This window comes from Staphylococcus sp. T93 (assembly GCF_016743875.1).
GTDB lineage: Bacteria > Bacillota > Bacilli > Staphylococcales > Staphylococcaceae > Staphylococcus > Staphylococcus aureus.
The window spans coordinates 403,178-428,994 of sequence record NZ_CP068247.1 but is presented as its reverse complement, the minus strand read 5'-3'; the positions used below and the strand labels follow the sequence as shown (position 1 = coordinate 428,994).

The 25,817-nt window shown below is 31.9% G+C and carries 25 protein-coding genes; 5 read left to right on the top strand and 20 right to left on the bottom strand.

All coding sequences use genetic code 11. The features are described 5' to 3' along the window. Window positions 1-6 precede the first annotated feature (6 nt). From mgtE to JG553_RS02080, 5 genes are read right to left on the bottom strand one after another with little or no spacing between them, the layout of a single operon-like run. Window positions 7-1,392 carry a magnesium transporter gene (mgtE, locus tag JG553_RS02100; protein ID WP_000062417.1) on the bottom strand — a complete coding sequence of 462 codons (1,386 nt, stop codon included), beginning with the start codon at window positions 1,390-1,392 and terminating at the stop codon, window positions 7-9. A gap of 20 nt (window positions 1,393-1,412) precedes the next feature. Next, complete coding sequence (locus tag JG553_RS02095) at window positions 1,413-2,267, bottom strand: RluA family pseudouridine synthase (RefSeq protein WP_000669939.1); 855 nt, start codon at window positions 2,265-2,267, stop codon at window positions 1,413-1,415. Further along, window positions 2,264-3,073 carry an NAD kinase gene (locus JG553_RS02090; protein WP_001270834.1) on the bottom strand — a complete coding sequence of 270 codons (810 nt, stop codon included), beginning with the start codon at window positions 3,071-3,073 and terminating at the stop codon, window positions 2,264-2,266. The genes JG553_RS02095 and JG553_RS02090 overlap by 4 nt, the downstream gene beginning before the upstream one ends. Window positions 3,074-3,089: 16 nt before the next feature. Then, the gene (gene yjbM, locus JG553_RS02085; protein ID WP_001077683.1) at window positions 3,090-3,725 is read right to left on the bottom strand and encodes a GTP diphosphokinase; all 636 of its coding nucleotides are present in this window, start codon (window positions 3,723-3,725) and stop codon (window positions 3,090-3,092) included. A gap of 16 nt (window positions 3,726-3,741) precedes the next feature. After that, a complete protein-coding gene (locus JG553_RS02080; protein ID WP_001242102.1) occupies window positions 3,742-4,089 on the bottom strand; it encodes a UPF0738 family protein in 348 nt (115 codons plus the stop codon). Window positions 4,090-4,274: 185 nt separating this feature from the next. Between JG553_RS02080 and JG553_RS02075 the strand changes: the two genes are divergently transcribed. The 3 genes from JG553_RS02075 (at window position 4,275) to yjbH (ending at window position 6,166) form a co-directional block, all read left to right on the top strand. Continuing rightward, entirely contained in the window at window positions 4,275-4,868 is a 594-nt protein-coding gene (locus JG553_RS02075) for a CYTH domain-containing protein (RefSeq protein ID WP_000224622.1), read from the top strand. Between the two features lie 103 nt (window positions 4,869-4,971). Next, window positions 4,972-5,337 carry a truncated hemoglobin YjbI gene (locus tag JG553_RS02070; protein WP_000214065.1) on the top strand — a complete coding sequence of 122 codons (366 nt, stop codon included), beginning with the start codon at window positions 4,972-4,974 and terminating at the stop codon, window positions 5,335-5,337. Between the two features lie 22 nt (window positions 5,338-5,359). Beyond that, a complete protein-coding gene (gene yjbH / locus JG553_RS02065) occupies window positions 5,360-6,166 on the top strand; it encodes a protease adaptor protein YjbH (RefSeq protein ID WP_000896697.1) in 807 nt (268 codons plus the stop codon). 459 nt (window positions 6,167-6,625) lie between these two features. Here the strand turns inward: yjbH and pepF are convergent, their stop codons facing one another. The 4 genes from pepF to spxA all read right to left on the bottom strand — a co-directional run bounded on the left by pepF (window position 6,626) and on the right by spxA (window position 11,074). After that, window positions 6,626-8,434: an oligoendopeptidase F gene (gene pepF / locus JG553_RS02060; RefSeq protein ID WP_000082731.1), complete on the bottom strand. Its 1,809-nt coding sequence runs from the start codon at window positions 8,432-8,434 to the stop codon at window positions 6,626-6,628. Between the two features lie 47 nt (window positions 8,435-8,481). Beyond that, window positions 8,482-9,468 (bottom strand): competence protein CoiA, encoded by a 987-nt coding sequence (locus JG553_RS02055; protein WP_000959287.1) that lies wholly within the window; start codon window positions 9,466-9,468, stop codon window positions 8,482-8,484. Window positions 9,469-9,588: 120 nt separating this feature from the next. Next, window positions 9,589-10,308, bottom strand: coding sequence for an adaptor protein MecA (mecA, locus tag JG553_RS02050; RefSeq protein ID WP_001217730.1), 720 nt, complete (start codon window positions 10,306-10,308; stop codon window positions 9,589-9,591). A gap of 370 nt (window positions 10,309-10,678) precedes the next feature. Further along, entirely contained in the window at window positions 10,679-11,074 is a 396-nt protein-coding gene (gene spxA / locus JG553_RS02045) for a transcriptional regulator SpxA (protein ID WP_000258003.1), read from the bottom strand. A gap of 294 nt (window positions 11,075-11,368) precedes the next feature. On the opposite strand from spxA, the gene trpS reads away from it, so the two are divergent. Then, window positions 11,369-12,358: a tryptophan--tRNA ligase gene (gene trpS / locus JG553_RS02040; RefSeq protein WP_000448934.1), complete on the top strand. Its 990-nt coding sequence runs from the start codon at window positions 11,369-11,371 to the stop codon at window positions 12,356-12,358. Window positions 12,359-12,399: 41 nt separating this feature from the next. Here trpS and opp4C read toward each other — a convergent pair whose 3' ends face one another. The 10 genes from opp4C to opp3b form a co-directional block, all read right to left on the bottom strand. Continuing rightward, a complete protein-coding gene (gene opp4C, locus JG553_RS02035) occupies window positions 12,400-13,281 on the bottom strand; it encodes an oligopeptide ABC transporter permease (RefSeq protein ID WP_001180262.1) in 882 nt (293 codons plus the stop codon). An 11-nt stretch (window positions 13,282-13,292) separates the two neighbouring features. Further along, on the bottom strand, window positions 13,293-14,255 hold the full coding sequence (opp4B, locus tag JG553_RS02030; protein WP_000593417.1) for an oligopeptide ABC transporter permease: 963 nt from the start codon (window positions 14,253-14,255) through the stop codon (window positions 13,293-13,295). Continuing rightward, window positions 14,248-15,228, bottom strand: coding sequence for an ABC transporter ATP-binding protein (locus JG553_RS02025; RefSeq protein ID WP_000427770.1), 981 nt, complete (start codon window positions 15,226-15,228; stop codon window positions 14,248-14,250). Before JG553_RS02025 ends, opp4B begins: the two co-directional genes overlap by 8 nt. A gap of 2 nt (window positions 15,229-15,230) precedes the next feature. Continuing rightward, the gene (locus JG553_RS02020; protein WP_001067038.1) at window positions 15,231-16,217 is read right to left on the bottom strand and encodes an ABC transporter ATP-binding protein; all 987 of its coding nucleotides are present in this window, start codon (window positions 16,215-16,217) and stop codon (window positions 15,231-15,233) included. Between the two features lie 50 nt (window positions 16,218-16,267). After that, complete coding sequence (opp4A, locus tag JG553_RS02015; RefSeq protein WP_000517186.1) at window positions 16,268-17,983, bottom strand: oligopeptide ABC transporter substrate-binding protein; 1,716 nt, start codon at window positions 17,981-17,983, stop codon at window positions 16,268-16,270. A gap of 211 nt (window positions 17,984-18,194) precedes the next feature. Then, entirely contained in the window at window positions 18,195-19,850 is a 1,656-nt protein-coding gene (locus JG553_RS02010) for a peptide ABC transporter substrate-binding protein (RefSeq protein WP_000197019.1), read from the bottom strand. 18 nt (window positions 19,851-19,868) lie between these two features. After that, a complete protein-coding gene (locus JG553_RS02005; protein ID WP_000786734.1) occupies window positions 19,869-20,810 on the bottom strand; it encodes an ABC transporter ATP-binding protein in 942 nt (313 codons plus the stop codon). Then, on the bottom strand, window positions 20,800-21,882 hold the full coding sequence (locus tag JG553_RS02000) for an ABC transporter ATP-binding protein (protein ID WP_000140050.1): 1,083 nt from the start codon (window positions 21,880-21,882) through the stop codon (window positions 20,800-20,802). Before JG553_RS02000 ends, JG553_RS02005 begins: the two co-directional genes overlap by 11 nt. A 16-nt stretch (window positions 21,883-21,898) precedes the next feature. Beyond that, window positions 21,899-22,969 (bottom strand): oligopeptide ABC transporter permease, encoded by a 1,071-nt coding sequence (gene opp3C, locus JG553_RS01995; RefSeq protein WP_000829632.1) that lies wholly within the window; start codon window positions 22,967-22,969, stop codon window positions 21,899-21,901. Next, window positions 22,969-23,895 carry an oligopeptide ABC transporter permease gene (opp3b, locus tag JG553_RS01990; RefSeq protein ID WP_000521533.1) on the bottom strand — a complete coding sequence of 309 codons (927 nt, stop codon included), beginning with the start codon at window positions 23,893-23,895 and terminating at the stop codon, window positions 22,969-22,971. The genes opp3C and opp3b overlap by 1 nt, the downstream gene beginning before the upstream one ends. Window positions 23,896-24,137: 242 nt before the next feature. On the opposite strand from opp3b, the gene JG553_RS01985 reads away from it, so the two are divergent. After that, the gene (locus tag JG553_RS01985) at window positions 24,138-24,509 is read left to right on the top strand and encodes a DUF3899 domain-containing protein (RefSeq protein WP_000915155.1); all 372 of its coding nucleotides are present in this window, start codon (window positions 24,138-24,140) and stop codon (window positions 24,507-24,509) included. Between the two features lie 54 nt (window positions 24,510-24,563). Here the strand turns inward: JG553_RS01985 and fabF are convergent, their stop codons facing one another. Next, a complete protein-coding gene (gene fabF, locus JG553_RS01980; RefSeq protein ID WP_000081240.1) occupies window positions 24,564-25,808 on the bottom strand; it encodes a beta-ketoacyl-ACP synthase II in 1,245 nt (414 codons plus the stop codon). Window positions 25,809-25,817: the final 9 nt, after the last annotated feature.

Sequence of the window (25,817 nt, the reverse complement as noted above, 5' to 3'; positions counted from 1 at the left end):
TCCTCCTTAAATTAAGTAAGCCATAAATGATGTAGCTAAACCAAAATAAATCAACATACTAATAATATCATTAATTGTTGTAATAAATGGTCCACTAGCCACTGCTGGATCGATATTTAATTTATTCATCAATAATGGAATCATCGAACCTACAAACGTCCCCACCGTCATCGCACAAGTTAAACTTCCTGCAACGATTAATGCTAAAAGTGGCTGATGATATATTGCAACAATAATTGTAAATAATATTGTTGAACATACAACACCCGATAATACACCACTTCCTGCTTCTCTTAATGCAATTCTAAATTTACTTTGCTCATTAATTTCCCCTGTCGTAATGTTACGAACTGAAACGGCTAAAGATTGTGTACCTGAATTTCCTGACATACCACTAATAATAGGAATAAACGCTGCGAGTAGCGCTACATTTTCTAATGTTTTTTCGAATCTCCCTAAAATTGTCGCAGTAATCATTCCTAAAAATGTTAAAATAATCAACCATGGTAAACGTTTTAATGCTGTTTTAATGATTGAATCATTAGTCGAATCGATATCTGATACCCCGGCTAAACGAGAGTAGTCTTCACTAGCCTCTTCATCCATAACGTCTAAAATATCATCAATCGTGATGATACCAAGCAAATGTTCTTGGTAATCTATAACAGGTACAGCCATGAAATCATAGTCTCTCATAACTTGAGCAACATCTTCTTGGTCGTCTGCTACATTCACACTAATGACACGTTCATTCATAATATCTTCAATATAAGCATCATTTTCAGCTACAATTAAATCTCTTAGCGATAAAACACCTACTAATTTACCATCATCATCAACGACAAATATAACATATATTGTTTCTGCGTCTGGTGCTTGCGCTTTGACCAATAATAATGCTTCTTTAACAGGCGTATGCGCTTTAAGTGATAAATACTCCGTCGTCATAATACCGCCGGCCGTATCCTCATCATAGTGAAGTAATGCTTTGATTTCATTCGCGTCATCTTTATTCATCAATGTTAAAAGACTAGCAACTTTTGGTTTAGTCAACTCATTTAAAATATCTACTGCATTGTCGTATGACATTTCTTCTAATATGTGACTTGCGTATGTCGCATTCATCTTATCAAATAGCAACTCATATTCATCGTCATCAATATCTAATTGATCAAAGAAATTTGCAACTTCTTCAGGTGATAAATATTGAAAAATCTTTTGTCTATTTTCATCGGTAGTATCTTCAAAATACTCACTTTGTTCATATGTGTGTAATGCTAGAAATTCATCTCTAAATTGATCAATATCATCATTTTCTAAATATTGATCTAATAAAGTTTGGTCGTATAATTCCTCTTGAACACGCTCTTTTTCATCTGTGTTCATTGACATACTTACACCCCCTGTGTGAATTAGAGTTGATTGAATAATTTAAGTAATTGCTTATAATCAATTGTAATATAAATATTGTTCTTATTGATTGGATGAACAAAATATATTTGCGTACATTGCAGTACTTGACCATGAATTTTGTCATGAAAACCATCATACAAAGAATCTCCCACAATTGGATGCCCAATATGTTGAAAATGTACACGAATTTGATGTGTACGTCCCGTATGCAAATGAACTTTGCATAAACTGTATTTATCATTCTGATTTATTACTTCATAAGATGTTTTAGCGTATTTACCATCCGAGGCAACTTCTCTAGTTATAATCCTATCCTTTGACCGTCTAATATTAGCTTCAATAATACCAGATGTATGGGTTTTACCATATACAAGGCAAGTATATATTTTTTTCAAGTTTACTTTAGAAAATAAATGATGGATATGTCCATATTTAGCGAATATCACAATACCAGTTGTATTACGATCTAGACGCGTAACAATATGTGGGTTAATATTTTCACCATGTTCCTGACAATGATATAGTACTTGTTCGATTAAACTTTCATGAGGATGTTCTCTCGAAGGCGTACAATTTTGATTGTTTGGTTTAGTAACTATGATGATAAAAGCATCTTCATACAATACTTCTAGCTTACGAGCATAAGGTATTAAATTAACACTCGGTATTTCTCGCGGTAAATGAATTTCTAATATATCATTTGTCATTAATTGCTTACGCACTGTGACTGGTTCATCATTAACAATTAAAGCGCCATTATTTTTAATGGCGCTCACTGTCTTCTTAGAAAAATCATGTCGTGCTAAAAAAGTTTTAACAGTTTCTTGTTGTGATATATGATACTTAAATTTCATCGTTCTTCATCACTTGATATGAAAGAATCGTGCACACGTTTCCAGAATGGGAATGGTCTAAAACGTGCAAACCTCACTTTTTCATTTGCTACACGGTATTGTATTGAATTAACATTTTTATGTTTGATACTAACATGATCTATCGTCATTCTAATGGTATCATGATTAACTGGTGATATTAAACATGTATGATGCTTTGGTAATACAAGTGGTGATCCTACCGTTCTAAACACACGATTATTTATCGAGGCAATTTCTGTAATTTGCATTGCTTCAAGTGAAGGATGTATCAGTGCGCCACCTAGCGCTTTGTTATAAGCCGTTGAACCCGAAGGTGTTGATACACATAATCCATCGCCTCTAAATCGCTCAAAGTGTTTCCCTCTTAAGTTAACATCCACAACAAGTGTTGAGCCATTTTCAGTTTTCATCGTTGCTTCATTTAATGCTAAATACCTTGTTTCATAGCCGTTGTCGTTGTATCTCATAATAATTTCAAGCAATGGATATTCAATGACCTGAAACTCTGAATTATTAATTTCGATGATTAATTTTTCAACTTCATGAGGTAACCAATCCGCATAAAATCCTAAATGACCTGTATGAACTCCAACAAATGCCACTTTTGATAACATGTGGCTATACTGATGGAATGCTTGTAGTAATGTACCGTCACCACCAACTGAAATAACAATTTCAGGATTTTCACTATCCTCAATCATGCGAAAATCTTTCATATAGTTCATCATTTTATGCTTTAAGGCATTAGACTTGGAGTCACCTTTAGTTAAAATTGTATAACGCATGATTTATAACACCTCGTTAATCATTTTCATGTTTTTTAGAACGTTTTTGCGTGTAATATTTTTGAGCTTCCTGAATTTCATCTTTAATTTCAGACATCTCTTCATCAAGTAAATACGCTGCTTCTGCCGCTCTTTCCAAACGATGTTGAATTTCATCCGGATAAGCACCATCATATTTATATCGTAAAGTATGTTCAATCGTTGCCCAGAAATTCATTGCTAATGTACGAATCTGAATCTCAGCCAATATAAATTTTTGGCCTTGTAATGTTTCAATTGGATATTCAATAATGACATGATACGAGCGGTAACCACTTTCTTTAGTGTTACGAATATAATCTCGTTCTTCAATTACTTTAAAATCTTTTCTTTGTCTTAAAATATTGACGACAACATCAATATCTTCAACAAATTGGCACATCATTCTTAAACCAGCGATATCGTACATTTCTTCTCTTAACCTATCAAATGGTATTTGTCGTTTGTTTGCCTTATCTATAATACTAGCGATTGGTTTAACACGACCAGTAACAAATTCTATTGGCGACGCTTGTTCACCAACTTCATATTGTTTGCGCATGCCTTTAAGTTTCACTTTCAACTCATCAACCGCTTGCTTATAAGGTGTTAAGAACTGATCCCATTGATTCATAGTGCTTCACCCCGCTTTATTCAATGTCGAATGTTTCTTCAACGGTTGCAACAAATTCCTTACCATAATTATTATTCCCTTTTATGTTGTCTAAAATATAAGTAAGTTCTTGGTGGAATTCAGTCAATTCTAGTTCATCATTGATAATAATTTTTTTAGTCATGTTTTCATGCAACATCGTCCATGTTTCTTGTACGAAAATGAGATAAGCATACGCTTTACCATCATCTAATGTATACGCAAAGGCATAATTATCACTATCAACGAGCATTTGTCCTACTTCAGATAATCCTTTAATAGAATCTTCTGTATAACAATAAAGTATGTCATCTTTAATTTTAATTTCATTAATATATAAACGCATGCTTAATCCTCCTCTTATTCCATAACATTTTAACACAATTCAATAATACAAAACACTTACGAACACTATTTTTAATGGTCAAATTAACATTGATAATAGATAAAGGAAATTACTTTTAAAATTCAACTTTGTCATTCATAATATAGTTAAGATAAATTGAATTTGATACGAGGTGTATACATATCATGGCAACAAATCATGAAATAGAATTTAAACAAATGATAACTGCATCAATCTATAATAAATTGCAAGAGAAATATTTTAAAGACAGTGTGCTTTTTAAGCAAGTCAATTACTATATTGATACACCCGATTTCAAATTAAAGGAACATCGCTCTGCACTACGCATAAGAGTTAAAGACAATCAATATGAAATGACTTTAAAGACACCAGCAAAGGTTGGTCTATTAGAATACAACTATATCGTCGACATTAAACCAGAGATGAACTTGATTATTTCAAACGACAATCTTCCAGATGACATTCGTCAAATTATAGTTGAACAGTTTGGTGTAAAAGATACAACTTTATCAATACTTGGTGCATTAACGACATATCGCCAAGAAACTAAATATAAAGGTGATTTACTGGTTTTAGATAAAAGTGAGTATTTCGATACTACGGATTATGAGTTAGAGTTCGAAGTTAAAGACTATAATCAAGGTTTACAAAAGTTCCAATCTTTATTAAACGAACTAAACCTCGAACATCATCAACCTTTAAATAAAGTTCAACGTTTTTTCAAGAAAAAAGAAACACTTTCAAACAATATAAATTAAATTGGCAAATATGCATATTTCTTTCAAATGTTTAAAATCATGTTATATTAGTTATATATTAACTTAAGTTCGTAACAGTAAATTTTTGAAAATGGGTGATTAAATGACAACAACACCATATGACATCATTGGTAAAGAAGCGTTATACGATATGATTGATTATTTTTACACCCTTGTAGAAAAAGATGAACGACTTAATCACCTGTTTCCAGGAGATTTTGCAGAAACAAGTCGTAAACAAAAACAATTTTTAACACAGTTTTTGGGCGGTCCAAACATTTATACCGAAGAACACGGACATCCTATGCTAAGAAAAAGACATATAGATTTTACAATCACTGAATTTGAAAGAGATGCATGGTTAGAAAATATGCAGACAGCAATTAATCGCGCTGCGTTTCCACAAGGTGTTGGAGATTATTTATTTGAGCGCTTAAGATTAACTGCTAATCATATGGTGAATTCCTAAAATTAATTGTAGGTGAATAAACATGGCTGGAGAATTACGAATAATGGAAAATAAGAGTCGTGAAGATATCAATCTATCACCTGTAAGTAAAATCGAAATTTATTCATTTTTCGATCCATTTAGCTCCGATTGCTTCAAATTATCAGCAATCTTATCCAAATTAAGAATTGAATATAATCAATATATACGTATCAGACATATATTAAATCCTTCGTTAAAAGTATTAACGAAATGCCAAGCTCAAAGTACATCCAACTTTGATAACATCGCCCTAGCTTATAAAGCAGCTGAGTTACAAGGTCGTGTACGTGCCGAACGATTTATACATTTAATGCAAAATGAAATCATACCTAAAAGAGATATTATTACAGAATCAATGATTTGTGACTGTATTCAAAATGCAGGTATTGATTTAGAAGTATTTAAAGACGACTTACAAAAAAGTAAACTAACCGAAAGCTTGAAAATTGATTTGCATATTGCAAGAGAAATGGAAATCGAACAAGCCCCTTCTCTCGTTTTCTTTAGTGAAGATGTTCATGAAGAAGGTTTAAAAGTCGAAGGATTATACCCATATCACATCTATACTTATATAATTAATGAATTGATGGGTAAACCTATCGAAAAGAATCTTCCTCCTAAATTAGAAACTTATATACAGCAACAACAACTTGTAACGATGGAAGAATTACTTACTATTTATGAATGGCCAGAAAAACTTTTAAACAAAGAGTTAAAGAAGTTAGCCATTCAACAAAAAATTGAAAAACTTAAATATCCAGATGGCGATTTCTGGAAATCTAAAATGCCTAAAATCAAATCAAAATAAATAAATTAAAGACCTCGTACACCATAAATGTAACGAGGTCTTTTTACTGACTCTTAATTTTGCAACATTAAATTATTAGAACGTAATGTTACACATCGATCTAAATATATTAGTGATATTTTTCGAATTTAACCAGTTCGAAAATTATACAAATTATAAATTTGGTACATAATAGACATATATGAATCGTTAATGTATAAAAAGTGCATATTTAATACATTTTTATACAACTTCACTTCCCTCTTATTAAAAAAGAACATAAAAAAACGTCGTGTCTGAATACACGACGCTAAACAAAGGGGATGGGAGAAATTTTTCACTTCAAACAAAGGGGTATGTTTGTTATGTGATTAATTTCATGTTCATAATATAACATGCTATCTCTACCATTTCAACCTTTTAATAGTACTTAATTTAAATTGTCACAATCTGTTCATAATGTAAGCGAATACAATAGTACTAAGCTTTCATTAATTTTTCAAAAGCGTTCAATTTTTGTTCAAAAACTTCACAAGCTTGTTCAATTGGTTCAGGTGTTGTCATATCTACACCAGCATTTTTTAATATCTCAATTGGATAATTTGAGCTACCTTTTTTCAAGAATTCATTAATATATCTATCTACTGCTGGCTTACCTTCTGTTAAAATTTGATGACTTAAGCTTTGAGCTGCACTGTAACCAGTTGCGTATTGATATACATAATAATTCATATAGAAGTGTGGAATACGTGACCATTCCTTACTAATATCTTCATCAGTTTCTACAGAATCACCGAAGTATAATTTATTTAATTTGGCATATTCTTCATTCATTCTAGTTGGCGTTAATGGTTCACCTGCTTCTTCAATTGCATGAATTTTATGCTCAAATTCTGCGAACATTGTTTGTCGGAATAATGTAGCTCTGAAACGTTCTAATTCTTGGTTTAATAATAATAAGCGTTTTTCATCATCAAGATGTTTATCCATATAATCACTTAAAAGTGCTTCGTTACAAGTTGATGCAACTTCAGCGACAAAAATAGTGTAGTCACTAGAATTTGACGGTTGGAATTTTCTACTGAAGTAACTATGTGCTGAATGCCCAAATTCATGAACTAATGTGTATAAGTCTGAAATAGTATTAGACCAGTTAAGTAGAATAAATGGATTAGTTAAATGTGCACCTGATGAATAGCCACCTGAACGTTTACCTTTATTCTCATAGACATCGACCCAACGATTGTTTAAGCCTTCTTTAACTACATTTAAATATTCTTCACCCATTGGTTCTAATGCTTTTAACATCCACTCTTTAGCTTCTTCATAAGGCATTTCAAACTTAATATCTTTAATTAATGGTGTATATAAATCATACATTTTCAAGTCATCTAAACCTAGCAATTCTTTGCGCAATTCAGTATATCTATGTAGCAATGGTAAATATTTATGTACAGTTTTTACTAGATTGTCATATACATTTTCTGGAATATGATTATTACTCAATGCTTTTTCTCTTGCAGTTTTGTAATTGTGTGTACGAGCATTAAATACATTTTTCTTCACTTCACCTGCTAGCGTAGCGCCAAGCGTATTATTATGAGCACCATATGCTTTATATACATTTCTAAAAGCACTTTCTCTTAGTTTGCGATCATCTGTTTCTAAATACTTAATAAATGTACCTTGTGTTAACGGGTGTGCATTTCCATCTTTATCTATCGCATCTTCAAATACTAAATCAGCGTTGCTAAACATACCGTATACATTTGATGGCGTTGATAACGCGTCCTGCGCTTCTGTTAATAACTTTTCAGTTTCAGCATCTAAAATATGAGGACGTTTTTCATTAATCAACTTCAAATCAAATGCGAATTTTTGTAATTTATCATATGAATTTACAAATGATTGAATTTTATCTTCATCAATTTGTAAAATCTCTGGCACTAAGAAACTCCATGCCGAGCTAAATTTAATAATTAATTGATGTGCTCTTGACTCCATACCAGTATACTTGTCGTTCGTTGTATCTTGGTCTTGTTTTAGGTGCGCGTATACATATACTTTTTCTAATTTAGTACCTAATGTATCTTCTAATTCTAACGCATTGTATAATGTCTCAGCACTATCACCAATGTGTCCTTTAAATTGTTCTTCTTTGCCTAACTCATTTTCAACTTCTTTAAATGCAGCCTCAAAAGCTTCATCATCTTTGAAAATTGTTGTTAAGTCCCATGTATATTCAGGATATTTACGTTCCTGTTCTTCTCTCGATAATTGTTGACTCATATGTAGTAAACCTCCTAATAAAATATAATTGATATAATTTTCTCATTTTAGAACAAAATTTGCACGTCATTACCTTTATCTGAACAAATATTTAAATAATTGTTAATAAGTTTTTCTATAATTGCTGTTTTACTTTCTAGAGCAACAATAAATTTTTTCAGTTTAAAATAATTAAGATTGTCATTTACTAATTTGCTTTTTCCATTCTTTAACCATAAATCAACTTGTAATTGCCACTCAATAGGATGATTTTTAATATAAATTTGCTCTGGAAAAATATAACCATAATTGTGCACTACTTCTTGATCAGTTAACTGTAATTGATACATTGCACTTAAAGTGGGTTCTAAAACAGAATTTTGCCAGCGACAATATTTGATATATTGATTAATTGCGAACTTTGATAATTTATAAACAGCATGATAATCACAAGGCGCCTCATTAAACAACTCACTAATTTTGGCATTTCTTTTTTCAGCGACATATTTGTGCCCGCCTAAATATTGTATTTGTTGAAACATCATTATTTGTTTTTTCTCTAAATTGAACGTATGAAGTTTTCGAGTGAATGGATTAATAAACATACTTTGAAAATGATTGAACTTCACTTTATTATGACAATAATCAACATCATTTAATAACCAACTTACTTTATATCCCATTTTCTTTAAACCTTCCGTTCGTTGAAGAATCTGTTTATAAGGAATTGGCGAATACTGTAGCTCAATAACATATTTATTATTAATCAAAATATCCGGAATTTGTTTTATTTCTTTTAAAAATGGCTCTATCTCTACTTTACATCCTTGTTGCTGTATCATCTGTGCTAAAATCAATTTACTTTTATAATGTTTAATCGTTTCATTATTAAAACATTTTTGTTCCGCTAAATGTTTATGTGCAAAATGACTAATTACTTTGAGCCCACGCTTTAAAATAACTTGCTTGCCACACACCGGACAAAAATATTGTGTCTTTCTCAATGCAGTAGTTGCTAATACGCGTTCCTTTTCTTCATTTAAAGCTACTAACATATCTTCACCTCAAAATATTACACGTAAGTTTAACTACTATTACTTTTTCAGCTTTTGAAATCAATAAAAAAAGAGACTCCAAAGAGTCTCCTTTCATAGTGCGTTGCTTAATTAATATCGTTATTCAGTTGTCTCTGGAAAATAACGTCGAACTTGAGCTGTTACGTTATGACTCATAATTATTTTAGCATAGTCATTTAAATAAACTTCTGTTCTGTCTGTTGGATAAGCAAATTCAAGCAATTGACTGTAACTATCATTAATGACTTCTTGATCAACATGACTATCAAAATATACAGCATAATAATAAGTACCATCAACCATATATAACAAATCTTCAAACTCTGTAGTTATTGGATTGCTATGATATGCATAATTAATAACATCTTCTAAATCGTTAAATTTCACAATGATTGTTCTTGTATTTTTACGTGCTGAAGACTTTTGACGTTTAGAACCTTGAGCTTCTTTTTCTTTTGTTCGTTGCTCGAATAATTCTTCTAATTGATCTTCACCTTCTAATGTTTGAGCTAACAATTCTTGAACTTGTTCATCAAATTGATCAGTTGCATCATCATCAGACATATTCATCATATCTTCATTTTTAGATTTAGAAATTGTGACTTCGACACCTTTTTCAAAGGCATGTACTTGAATCCATAATGGACCTTCTACAACAAAATCTTCTTCTTCGTTAATTTCATCCATCATTGACCAAAAGAATTCTTCGCCACGTTTGCGATTTGTCCATAAATCTTCACGACTAAATCCACGGGCCTCGATATCGCTATATGTTATAAACAATTTTACAGTTGTATCATCTACTCGTTCTATTCTCATATCATCTCACTCCTTACAGTCGATGAATAGTATCCACATTGTATTAAAGCATCAAACAAAATACAATTTATTTGTTTGATTTCTTTCTCTAAAATATTTTGGTAACTTATAATAACATATTCGTTGTAGCAAAACTATTTAAATGATTTATACAGTTAAAGCATTAAAGCACTTTCTTAATTTAATTTTACCTTATCATAGCAAATGTTTCATCCAAAACACTCTAATATAGAGCTATATTAACAATTGCACATTTGATTTAAAAGATACTAAGCAATTATTGTAAAATTAAAACCAAAAAAGCAACACTATAGAAATAGTGTTGCTTGACATATCTTTTAGTAAAGTATGACACATAGTTAAATGGTTATTAGTCAACCATACGTTGTGCTTCTTGTAATTGGAACGTACGAACTTTTCTAGGTAAGAAACGTCGAATCTCGTCCTCATTATAACCAACTTGTAGTCGTTTATTATCTAAAATAATTGGACGACGTAATAAGCCAGGATTATCTTGAATGATTGAATATAAGTCTTGTAATGGTAGTGAATCAATATCAACATTTAATTTTTGGTATGTTTTAGAACGTGTAGAAATGATTTCATCAGTACCGTCTTCAGTCATTTTTAATATTTGCTTAATTTCATCAATTGTTAAATGTTCAGAAAAAATATTACGCTCCGTATACGGAATGTCATGTTCTTGTAACCATGCTTTCGCTTTACGGCAAGATGTGCAACTTGGTGAAGTAAATAATGTTACCATACATCTCACTCTCCTATTTGAATGAATAAAATTCATTGCTTAAAATTTAGTTATAGATCAAGAAAAAACATTTTTTTCTAAAATTCTTAATCGTTACTATTTATTATAACTATCTAACATTAAAATTAAATGAGAAAAACCTAATTTTTCAGATAAGTTTCTACACTTATAAAAAAGATTATTAATCCCTTTGTTAGTAGTAAGTTATACGTATATTCTAACACATCTTACATTTTTAAGAAATACTGTTATAATGATAATTATTAAAATATTACTAAGAAAGTAGGCATTTAAATGGAGACATTATTTTCAGGCATCCAACCTAGTGGAATTCCTACTATTGGAAATTATATTGGCGCACTAAAACAATTTGTTGATGTGCAAAATGACTATGATTGTTATTTCTGTATCGTAGATCAACATGCAATTACAATGCCACAAGATCGTTTAAAATTACGTAAACAGACCAGACAATTAGCAGCGATTTATTTAGCTTCTGGTATAGATCCAGACAAAGCAACATTGTTCATACAATCTGAAGTCCCTGCACACGTACAAGCAGGATGGATGTTAACTACGATTGCTTCTGTTGGAGAATTAGAGCGTATGACGCAATACAAAGATAAAGCTCAGAAAGCAGTTGAAGGTATACCTGCTGGTCTATTAACATATCCACCTTTAATGGCAGCTGATATTGTTCTTTACAATACTAATATCGTTCCAGTTGGAGATGACCAAAAGCAGCATATCGAATTGACTCGTAACCTTGTAGATAGATTTAATAGTCGCTATAATGATGTGCTTGTGAAACCTGAAATTCGTATGCCTAAAGTTGGTGGACGTGTCATGAGTTTACAAGACCCAACAAGAAAAATGAGTAAGAGTGATGATAATGCTAAAAACTTCATTTCATTATTAGACGAGCCGAATGTTGCAGCTAAAAAAATTAAAAGCGCAGTAACTGATTCAGATGGTATTATTAAATTTGATCGTGACAACAAGCCAGGTATAACAAATTTAATTTCAATATACGCTGGATTAACAGACATGCCAATTAAAGATATTGAGGCAAAATATGAGGGCGAAGGTTATGGTAAATTTAAAGGTGACCTTGCTGAAATAGTTAAAGCATTTTTAGTAGAATTCCAAGAAAAATACGAAAGTTTCTATAACTCAGATAAACTTGATGATATTTTAGATCAAGGTAGAGATAAAGCACACAAAGTTTCATTTAAAACTGTCAAAAAAATGGAAAAAGCGATGGGTTTAGGACGTAAGAGATAAAATAAAGAGGTACTAGAATTAACTAGTGCCTCTTTTATTATTTAACGTCTACCTCTAGGATTAAAAGCATCTTTAATCCCTTCCCCTACAAAGTTTATACTTAATATAGTTAATGTAATCATTATAGCAGGTGGCATCCATATCCACGGTTTACCACTTATAACATCCCCTTCTTGAGCATCACTCAACATATTACCCCAAGATGGTATTGCTTTACTAATTCCGAATCCTAAAAAGCTCAATCCTGATTCCACTACAATCATACCGGCAAATAACAATGTTGCTTGTACGATAACTACACTTAATATATTCGGCAAAAGATGTTTCAAAATAATTTTATATGTGGGTGTACCAATTGATTTTGCTGCCAAAAAGTATTCATTTTCTTTTTCTTGAAGTACTTTACCACGAACAAGTCTTGCAATACCTCCCCAACTTAATACGATAATAACTAGAACAAGAATTATGGCAGATCCATAAGGATTTTTAATTTTATCTCCAAGTGCAGCATTTAATACAATTGCAAATATTAAAAATGGAAATAACATAACAAATTCGGTTATTCTCATTAATAATGTATCAACAATACCTCCAAAATAACCAGAAATCACTCCAACTGTAATTCCAATCAAAAGCATTCCTATTGTAGATGTAATTCCAATGGATAATGAAATACGACCTGCATATAACAAACGACTAAAGTTATCCCTACCACCAGAGTCTGTACCAAGAATGTTTTGTGCTGTCATTTCACCTTTTATATTTAATAAATCTTGTTGGTTCACTGGAAAAGGAGCTATTAATGGCGCTATAATTGATACAATAGTTATGATTAATAAAAAAATAACCGATAACATTGCAATTTTATTATGAATAAATTTAGAAAATGCAATTTTAAAAGGCGATTTTGACTTATTTTGCATTCTAATCCCCCCTAGTTACTTCTAATTCTTGGATCTATAAATCCATAAGTAATATCAGAAATCAAATTACCCAGTAAACCTAAAAATGAGAAAAATAACGTTAATGCCATCATTAATGGATAGTCTTGGCCTATTACCGATTCTAAAAATAATTTACCGATACCGTTATATGAAAAGATAGTCTCCGTAATCACGGCTCCACCTAAAATACTTACAATATCAGCACCTAAAAATGTAATAATAGGTATTAGAGAATTTCTCAATATATGTTTATTATAAATTTTATTCATAGATAATCCTTTTGACCTTGCCGTCAATACATAATCTTTTTTAGAATTTTCAATAATATCATTACGTAAATATTGAATATAACCAGCAGTAGATAATAAACCTAAAGTGAATGCAGGTAAAAATGTGTGATATATTTTACTCATATAATATTCAAAAGTACCTTCTTTAAGGTTAATATCAACAGAACCTTGAAACGGGAACCATTGTAATTCAAAAGAAAAAATAAAAATTGCAAATACTCCCGCAATAAAAGATGGAATGGCTAACATCAAATAATTAAATATTTGCACAGTATAATCCGTCAAACTGTAAGAATATCTACCTGACGTTATTCCTAAAGCAAATGAGATAATATAAGTAATAATTAATGACATAGCACCGAGTAATATTGTATTTGGAATTCTTTCCTCAATAACATCAATTACCGGCCTTTTATATTTGATTGACTCCCCTAAATCACCGTGTATAACATGATTGACCCATCTAATGTATTGATGTGGTATTGAGTCGTTGAGACCTAATTTTTCCCTTTGTGCATTTATTGCTTCTTGTTTTATTTTACCGTTTTGTAGATCTGAAAATGGATCTCCTGGTTGTATGATTGCTAATGAAAATACAACTATTGAGATTAAAATTAGTAACGGGATCATTAACCCTAATCTTTTAAGTATTAATTTAATCATTTAAATCACCTACTTTATCTACGTAGAAACAAGCAACTTGATGTTCATTACCAATGTCCTTTAATTCTGGCATACTTTTTTTGCACATATCTTGAGCAATTGGACATCTTGTATGAAAAGGACAACCTTGCGGCGGATTACTTGGCGAAGGTAATTCTCCTTTTAATATAATTCTATTGTTATTATGTTTATCAATTTGTGGTATTGATGAAATCAACGCTTTTGTATATGGATGTTTGGGATTTTCATAAATTTCTTTATCAGATGCGATTTCAACTATATGACCTAAATACATAACTCCAATGACATCACTTATATGTTTTACTACACTTAAATCATGTGCGATAAATAAATAGCTTAAGTTAAATTGTTCTTGTAAATCTTTTAATAAATTCAGTACTTGAGATTGAACAGATACATCTAATGCACTTACAGGCTCATCAGCAACAATTAAACTCGGACGCAAAGCCAATGCTCTTGCAATTCCCACTCTTTGTCTCTGTCCACCTGAAAATTCATGTGCATATTTATAATATGCATCTTCACTTAGGCCAACACATTTTAATAAATATAGTACTTCTTTTTTTATTTCTTCTTTTGGCAATTTTTTATAATTTAAAATAGGTTCTGAAATGATATCTCCAACCATTTGCATCGGATTCAATGATGCATACGGATCTTGAAATATCATCTGATATTGTTGTCGTGATTTTCTGAGTTTTTTACCTTGTAATCTTGTTATATCTTCACCATTAACAATTATTGAGCCTGAAGTTGCATCTTCAAGCCTGATAATCACTTTACCTAACGTTGACTTACCACAACCCGATTCTCCTACTAATCCAAAAGTTTGTCCTTTTTTTATTGAAAACGATACGTCATCAACAGCTTTAACGTACTGAGTTTTTTGTAATAATCCAGTTTTAATTTTGTAGTATTTTTTTATTTGGTTGACTTCTAAAATATTTTCCATTCTTATATCTCCTTATATTCATTTTTGTACAAATGACAACGTACAATGACGTCTTCACAAACATGCATTTTAGGAGATTGATTATTACAAATATCCAGTTTTTTGTTACATCTATTTGCAAATCTGCACTTATTAACGTGAAATGCTTGGATTGATGGCACAATTCCTTCTATCGTTTCAAGTCGTTTCTGCTCTTCTTTAAGTTTTGGAATTGTTGATAATAATTTTTGGGTATAAGGATGTTTCGGATTGTGTAGTATTTCTTTTATGCCTCCAAATTCTACAATTTGACCTGCATACATAACTAAGACTTTATCGCAAAACTCAGCAACTACACTCAAATCATGTGTAATCATCATAATTGCCATTTGCGTTTCCTTTTGCAATTCTTTTAATAAGTCTAATATTTGCGCTTGAATCGTGACATCCAATGCTGTTGTAGGTTCATCAGCAATTAATAATTTAGGAGAACATGAAATGGCCATTGCAATCATTACTCTTTGTCTCATACCACCAGATAATTGATGAGGATAGCTATTTAATATTTCATCTTGTCTAGCAATTCCAACTTTTTTTAGTAAATCTTTTGCTAATTTATTTGCTTCTTTTTTAGAAATTTTTTTATGTGATTTTATAGATTCCACAAGTTGATTTTTTATGGTAAATACAGGATTTAAAGCAGTCATAGGTTCTTGAAAAATCATAGCAATATCATTTCCTCGAATATCTAGCAATTGCTTCTCATTGAGCGTATCGATTCGTTTACCATCAAATATAACTTCTCCATTACTTAGTTTAGATATCTTTTCTGGTAATAATTTAATAATTGACTTACTTAATATGGACTTACCGCAACCAGATTCCCCTACTATACCCAAAACTTCTCCTTTAGATAATTCAAAAGAAATATTTTCAACAGTTGCTAACCATTCATTATTTATTTTTAATGATGTTTCTAAATCTTTAACCTCTAACAATACATTATTCATAACATCCCCCCATATAAGTAAACCTCGACAAAATCGTCGAGGTTACATTACTAAGCTTCTTTAGTTAAATTATATAAACTTTGATCAGTTCCAATTTCAATGTCTAAGTTTCGTACTTTATCGTTAACAATAGTTATCGATTTACCTTGGAACATTGGTAATCCAGGTAACTCATCATTCATATATTTTTGCCATTTAACATAAATATCTTTACGTTTCTTTTCATCAATGCCTACTTTTTCGAAGTCTAATGCATCATCTAAATATTGATCTGATTTTGGTAAAACTGTTCTCATTTCATTTTGAGGTCTATCAGTGTGGTATAAATCTGATGGATCTGGATCTGTACCTCCTGCCCATGATCTGAAGTACACTTCCATATCTTTAGATGCATTTGCTAAGTCTTCATTATATTTACCGAATTCTACTAACTTCACATTTGTTTTCAAGCCAACTTTTTCCCAGAAATCTTTTATCGCAGCAGTTCTTGGTTCAAAAGTAGGATTAGAACCTGAATTATGTTTAAAGTTAATCTCAAATTTATTACCTTTAGGATCTTCTCTAAATCCGTCACCATCTCTATCTTTATAACCTAACTTATCTAAGATTTTTTTAGCTTTTTCAGGATCATATTTGTAATCATTTAGGTCCTTAGGATTGGCTGCTATCCAATGCATAGATGGTACAAAACTATTGATTTCACTAGCGTAACCATTGAAAAACGCTTTGATCCATTTTTCTCTATCAATTGCATAAAGCATTGCTTTACGTAATTCTTTGTCTTCATATTTTGGTCTCACTTTACCAGTTTTATTAGCTTTTTTATCGTAATCATGAGATACGAATCCTATTAAACCGTAGTCTAAGCTTGGCGCAGATAATACCTTGAGACCAGCATTAGATGACTTAGCATCTTTTGCCATTGCACCGGTAGCATCATTCGCAACATCAATATCGCCTTTTTCCATTGCCTTAATAATTTGCGCTTGATCAATAACTTTTAAATTGATTTTGTCTAGTGCAGGCTTACCTTGCCAATAATCATCAAATTTAACGAGTTGAACAGCCTCACCTGGAACGATTTTCTTAACTTTATACGGTCCAATACCAATAGGATATTTTCGGATTTTATCTGATTTCGCTAAATCTTTAATTGGTACATCTGATAAATATTTTTTACTTAATAAAGGTCCAGTAATAAATCCTGTTAAGTAATTTTCTTGTTTTTTATCAAATGTAACCTGCATAGTGTAGTCATCTATTTTCTTCAATCCGCTAATATGATCAGTTTTTCCTTCATGATAATCTTTCGCACCTTGGATATTTTCTACACTTGGATAATAAGCACCTTCGTAGTCCTTGTTAGCTAAGACTTCAATTGAATAAATCCAATCATCAATTTTCAATTCATTACCATCATGCCATTTAATACCTTTTTTAATTTTAAATTCTATTTTCTTAGCCGGCTCGATGTCCTTCCATGAAGCAATATATGCCTTAGGACGTATTTTTTTATCAGTTGCTAATAAGCTTTCGTTAAAATATCCCTCAACTACAGAATCTGCATGTGTACTATTTAATAACGAAGAATAAACACCACTTGGCGGTGCTGTTAATGCTACATTTAAGGTACCACCTTTATGTTTTGAGGTTTCCGTTTTAGTAGCATCTTTTACTCCTTCATCTTTATTACTGCTTTTTCCGCAAGCACTCAACACTAAAACGACAATAAGAAGTATTGAAATATATTTAATTAGCTTCCCCATACATATGCCTCCTACTTTCAATCTAATTTTTTCTTTTTAGTTTACTCATAGAAAAAATTATTACAAGTTTATTTTTAGAATATTCAGTTATTTATGCATTTAATCAATTTCAGTAATTTAAAAAACGACTTATTTTAAATTTTTATTCCCAAAGTTTTTATCCAACACAAAAAGACTGGAGATATGTCTCCAGCCTAATTTACAAAGCATATTATTTTTTCTTCTTACCTGTTTCTTTATCTATCGATTTATCAATATATACATGTTTAAGTGAGTTATTTGGACCAAATTTATGGTAAATTAATCCTTTTACTTGAGGATTTGTTAAATGTGCAACACCTTTTTGATAAATTGGTGCTACCGGTGCATCTCCTAGGAACATTTCTTCTGCTTTTTTCAAGTTTTCATATCGTTCGTTCGGTTGAAGTGCCAATTTGGTTCTTGCTACTTTAAGTAATTGATCATATTCTTTATTACCCCAGTCTGTATTATTTTGTGCGCTACCTGTGGTCATTGTTTCTAAATAAGCCATAGGATCAGGGTAATCTGCAGACCAACCACTAAGTGATGCTTCAAAATTGTTACTCAGTTCTAGTGATACTCTTTGTTTAAACGGTAATTGCTTAATTTTCAAAGTAACTCCTGGTAAATTTTTCTCAACTTGCGATTTGATATATTCAGCAGATATTTTTGCATCTGGTGTATCTTCTGTGTTCATTGAAAATGTCACTTCATTTTTACCTAACTCTTTTTTAGCTTTGTCCCAGTGTGCTCTTGCTTCTTTAGGATTATATTTTAAAGGCGAATTCATGGTACTCGCATAATCTTTGCCATTAGGCGCTTTCGCAATTCCTTTGGCTGTTAGTGTATCGGAAGGAATTGAGCCATTGTTTTTCACTGAATCAACGTATCCTTTTTTATCTATTGCTTGTGCGATAGCCAATCTTAAATTTTTGTTTTTAAAATCAGGATATTGTTTTTCATTCATTTTTACAAAAAATGTCCCAGTCGTTAACACAAAGTTTAATCCTTTGTTGTCTTTATATTTATTTACTTGATCTGCAGTAATAACTGCGTCATCTACTGATTCAGTATCATACAATGATGCACCGGCTTGTAAGTCTTTAATAACTTTATAATTCACTTTATCTAATTTTACATTCTTTTTATCCCAATAATACTGATTTTTAGATAGTAAGGTTTTATCTTCTTGTTTCCAATCATCAACTTTAAATGGACCATTGTATACCGCTCTATCAGCTGCCGTACCGTAATTTTTACCATATTTTTTGGCAACTTTTTCATTTTGAGGTGCAAAGGTATTAAGTGCTAATAATTGATTAATATATGGAACCGGCTTTTCTAATTCAATTTGTAATGTTTCATCATTTAATGCTTTGATACCTAATTGCTCTACAGGTTTCTTACCAGTACTAATATCACTCGCATTTTTAATGTCCCCCATAATGTATGCAAATTCAGAACCTGTTTTAGGGTCAACTGTTTTTCTCCAAGCATAAACAAAGTCTTGTGCAGTCACTTTGTCACCATTGCTCCATTTAGCATCGCTTCTTAATTTAACCTTTAAAGTTTTACCATCTTTACTCTTTTCAGGAAAAGCTTTCGCAACACCTAACACCGGTTTGTCACCTTTTCCTAATGTGTATAAACCTTCGAATGTTTGCGCAGTCACTTCAGAAGATATTTCATCCGTTATTAATGATGTATCAAGGGATGTTAAGTCTGATGACAAAATTTTTCTGAATACTTGACCTTTATCTGAATAAATACCATCGTCATTAGCACAACCACTTAATGCAATTGTAGCAATCAAAATTAAAATAAGTGTTCTAAATTTTCTCGTCATTGCATTTCCCCCTTCCCCTTAATTTTGTGTCACCAATTTATTTTCTCGTAGTTGTGCCGCTTCTTCTTCAGTACTAAAGACAAAGTGATTCGGTCTAATTTCATGTAATTGTCTTAAATGATTATTTGCTTCATCATCAATATAACTAAATCGTTTGCGACTGCGTTCTGATTCAGGATCAGGTTGTGGAATGGCTGATAATAAAGACTTAGTATAATCGTGTAATGGATTTTGATAAATTTCTTCTGCCGGTCCAATTTCAACTATTTTCCCAAAATGCATGACTGCAATACGATCTGAAATATACTTCACCATTGATAGATCATGAGCTATAAATAGGAACGTAATCCCTCTTTCACGTTGTAATTTTAATAATAAATTAACTACTTGAGCTTGGATTGAAACATCCAATGCCGATATTGGTTCGTCCGCGATAATGAATTCTGGTTCAACGGCTAATGCACGGGCAATTCCAATACGTTGGCGTTGTCCACCTGAAAATTCATGAGGATAGCGATTGGCATGTTCTTTACTTAATCCAACAGTTTCAAGTAAATCATAGACACGTTTTTTTCGGTCACGCTTATCAGTTGCTAAATGATGGATATCAATACCTTCAGCTACTATATCCATTACTTTTAACCTAGGATTTAAAGACGCATATGGGTCTTGAAAAATCATCTGTATCTTTTTATTAAATTTAAGCAAATCTTTACGTTTACGAATCTTTTGTATATCAATACCCTCATACAAAATTTCTCCACTTGTAATATCATTAAGTTTAATAATTGATTTACCAGTTGTAGATTTACCACACCCCGATTCTCCTACTAAACCTAATGTTTCCCCTTTGTATATATCAAACGAAATATTTTCAATCGCTCTCACTTCGTTTTTCTTTCCTGCGTTAAAATATTGCTTTAAATTTTTAATAGATAATAGCACTTCATCATTTTTCATTGAACGACACCCTTTCTACCTTGAGTGGTTTTTCATAATTATTAGGCATCGGTTTCATACGTTGTTTTACCAGCTCGGGTAGTTCAACTTTTGGTGCACGTGCGTCTAATAACCAAGATTTCACAAAATGTGTCGGTGAAACTTTAAACCACGGTGGTTCTACTTTAAAATCAATATCTAATGCATATTGACTACGTCTCGCAAATGCATCACCTTTAGGTGGGTGTAATAAATCAGGTGGCGCTCCAGGAATCGCTAGTAATGGTGTGTCATTTGTTGTTGATAAATCAGGCATTGACGATAATAATCCCCATGTATATGGATGCTTTGGATCATAAAATATTTCGTTAACATCTCCTGTTTCAACCATTTGACCACCATACATAACTGCCACTCTATCAGCAATATTCGCAACAACCCCTAAATCATGCGTTATAAAAATAATTGCTGTATCGATTTTTTGTTGTAGTTCTTTCATTAAATCTAAAATTTGTGCCTGCATCGTTACGTCTAATGCAGTCGTTGGTTCATCAGCAATGAGCACTTTAGGTTCACAAGCTAATGCGGTTGCAATAACAATTCTTTGCCTTTGTCCACCTGAAAATTGATGAGGATATGCTTTAAATCTTTTTTCTGCATTTGGTAAACCTACAAGATTTAGTATTTCCAATGCGCGCTTTTTAGCTTGTGCTTTACTATAATTTTTGTGCTTAATTAATGGTTCCATGACTTGTTTACCAATTTGCATCGTTGGGTTTAAAGATGTCATTGGATCTTGAAAGATCATTGAAATATCTTTGCCACGTAATTTAATCAACTCATTTTCAGGTTTTTTTGCTAAATCTTCCCCTAAAAATAAAATTTCTCCCTTTTTAATTCTTCCTGTGTCCCCTTGGAATAATTTTGTAATTGCTTTTGTTGTTACAGATTTACCTGAACCTGATTCACCAACAATTGCCAATGTTTCCCCTTTGTTCAAATAAAAATCTACGCCTCTCACTGCCTGCACTTCCCCTGCTGTAATATCAAAGGAAACATGCAAATCATTTACTTCTAATATTCTTTCAGTCATATGCTATGCCCCCTTTTTATTTACGCATTTTCGGATCAAATGCATCACGTAATCCATCACTAAATAAGTAAAAGAATAGAATTAATAAACTTAAAATCATTGCTGGTATAAATAATTCATGTGGATAAATTAATAACATTGCGCGCCCATCATTTACTAATGACCCTAACGATGTTTGAGGTGCGGGTACACCTATACCAATGAAACTTAAAAATGCTTCGAAGAAAATAGCACTAGGTACTGTAAACATTGATGTAACCACGATAGCACCTAATGTATTAGGTAAAATATGCTTAAATATCAATTTGAATTTTGAAGCCCCCAATGTTTTCGAAGCCATGACAAACTCTTGATTTTTTAATTTTAAAAATTCTCCACGTACAACTCTGCTCATGCCTAACCAGCCTGTGATAGACATAGCCAATATAATTGTCCAAATGGATGGTTCAAAAATTAATACAAATAAAATTACGACAATTAAATTCGGAATAGATGCTATGACTTCAAGTATACGTTGCATAATCGTATCGACACGTCCACCGAAGAATCCAGAAATCGCACCATATACAACACCAATAAAAATATCTAACATCGCTGCAACAACACCGATAAACAATGAAATTTGAGCACCTTTCCATGTTCTTGTCCATAAATCTCGACCCAACTGATCAGTACCAAACCAATAATTTTCTTTAGCATTTGCTGCTTTATAAGCATCCTTGCCATCTGCATCTTTACCATCAAAAGGTAAAAATGGAACTTTGTCTAATACAGGTATTTTTGCCGGAAGATTTCTATGTTCTACATTTTGTTCAGCATAATCATGTTTATTTATAACTGGACCGATAAAAGCAAATATTACAATGATAATTAAACCTATCATACCGACAACAGCTAACTTATTTCGTTTTAACTGAGCCCAAGCATCTTGCCAAAAGTTTTTGCTTTCTCGTTGCATTTCAGGTTCCTGATTCAAATCTAATTCTCTAATAATAAAATCAGATGATGCGATAGCGTCAGAGGTATGCGTCATAGCTGCATTAGAATGATCGTCGTTAATCGACAAATTGTTTTTATTTTCAGCCATTATTTTTTACCTCCTTGAACACGAATTCGTGGATCTATCACACCGTACAAAATATCTACAATAAAAATAGAAACGATAAACAGTGTGCTAAATAATAGTGTGATTGCCATGATTACTGAGAAATCATTTGTTGTAATTGAACGTACGAATTGATCCCCTAATCCAGGAACTCCAAAAATATTTTCAATTGTTAAAGTGCCTGTTAAAATACTTGCTAACATGGGAACGATAATTGTAATAATTGGAATTAAAGCATTTCTAAGTGCATGTCCAAAAAGTACACGCATTGTCGAATTACCTTTAGCTCTCGCTAATAAAATATAGTCTGAACTTAATACCTCTATCATCTCTGCTCTTATGTATCTGGCGACAGTTGCTAAAACAGCTGCAGATAATGCAAGTGACGGTAATACCGCGGTCGAAAAACCTTCCCATCCAGCTACTGGGAACCATCTTAATTTAACTGCAAATACATATTGTAAAAGTACAGCAAGTACAAAAGATGGTACAGATACTGCAATAACTGAAATAACTGTAGTTGTATAGTCAACCCAAGAATTTTGTTTAGTAGCTGCTGCAACACCTAAAATAAGTCCCAGTATCACACCGATGAACATTGCTGTAAGACCCATTTCAAAAGAAGGTAGTAGTCTCGGTTTAATCAAATCCCACACAGGTTGATTATGATACTGGAATGAATTACCAAAATCGCCTGTAACAACATTTTTTAAATAATGTAAATACTGCGTAGCTACAGGATCATTTAATCCATATTTTTCATTTAAAATTTCTTTTTGTTCAGCATTTAATTTAGCATCGTTAAATGGCGAACCTGGCATTAATTTCATTAAGAAAAATGTAATTGTAATAATAATAAATAAAGAAATAAGCATATAAATAAATCGTTTGAAAATATATTTCCCCATCTAATCCCCTCCTCTAACAAATTCCGATTTCTAAATTTCCATTCCCTTCAAAATTTTCTGAAATCTTAACTAATATTATATATACAATATTTACTATATATCAATATTTTTTTGCTTTAAACTAATGAAGAATGATTGATTTTAGAATTTCAATAAAGCTGAAGAAATTAAAAAATCATTCCTCAATGTCTGATTTTAATGTAAACTATGCGTAAGAGTTTTCTATAAGTGGGAGTGATCAAATGTTGAAAAAATGGCTTGGAATGGCACTAATAACGCCAATATTAACGTTTATTATATGGCTTTTTAATAGCCATACTATCATTACATATTTAAATATATTGTTTTATGTTTCATTAATTATTTTTATTAGCATATTTTTGATTTTACTTGTACAAGAAGGCATTTTTGATGCGACAAGTTATGGTTTTAGAAGATTAAAGTATCAAATGTCATCTTCGAAAAAGAAGAAGTCTATCTCTGATGATCCATTTTTCAACCCACAAGAGGTAAAAAAAGAGCATTACTTTGTTTCTACATGGATAATCCCCTTATTATTAATAAATATTTTATATTTTATTATGACGATTGTGCTGTCGCTCATCTTAGTATAAAGAAACTGAAAAAATCTTCAGTAACTAAAACAACGTTACTGAAGATTTTTATAGTTATGCTTCAAATTTCTTGAATACTAATACTGCGTTATGTCCACCGAATCCTAAGCTATTACTCATTGCATAAGTAATATCAAGGTCTTGCGCTTCATTTGGAACAATATCCAAATCACATTCTGGATCTGGTGTTACCGCATGAATTGTCGGTGCGACTTTAGAGTCTTTAATTGAAAGCGCTGAGAAGATTGCTTCAATTCCACCTGTTGCACCAAGTAAGTGACCAGTCATTGATTTTGTTGAGCTAACTTTTAAGTGTTTAGCTGCTTCACCAAATGTATTTTTAATAGCTTTAACTTCATTTAAGTCACCAACAGGAGTACTTGTACCATGGGCATTTAAGTATTGTACATCTTTAGGTTCAATACCAGCATCATCCATAGCTGCTTGCATTGCTCTAGAACCACCTTCACCTTCTGGAGCTGGCGCTGTAATATGATAAGCATCACCTGTAGTACCATAGCCAACTATCTCAGCATAAATATTGGCACCTCGAGCTTGTGCTGATTCTAAAGATTCAATTACTAAAATACCAGCACCTTCACCCATAACAAAACCATCTCTACCTTCTTGGAATGGACGACATGCTGTTTCAATGTCATCATTTGTAGAAAGCGCTCGACTTGCACTGAAACCAGCAATTGCCATATGAGTAATTGGTGCTTCTGTACCACCAGTAATCATTGCATCTGCATCACCGCGTTGCACAATTTTAAATGCTTCTCCGATTGAATTTGTACCTGTTGCACATGCTGTAACTGTTGCACCATTTGGTCCTTTTGCACCTAAGTCAATTGATACTTGCCCAGTTGCCATATCAGGAATTAACATTGGTACGAAAAATGGACTCACACGTCTTGGGCCTTTATCCATTAATTGTTTATGTGCAATTTCAAATGTTTCCATACCACCGATACCAGAACCAATCCATACACCGATTCGATCTGCAGTATTTTCATTGATATCTAATTGCGCATCTTTAACAGCCTCTCTAGCTGCTACAATTGCATATTGAGTAAATCTATCCATACGACGCGCTTCTTTTTTGTCGATATGATCTTCAATATTAAAGTTTTTAAGTTCTCCTGCTAAGTGAACGCTATAAGGTTCAGTATCGATACGTGTAATTTTATCGATACCATTTACGCCTTTTAGAGCATTCTCCCATGTTGTTTTGACATCATTACCGATTGGAGAAAGGGCTCCCATACCTGTAATAACTACTCTTTTATTTTGACTCATTCGTTATCC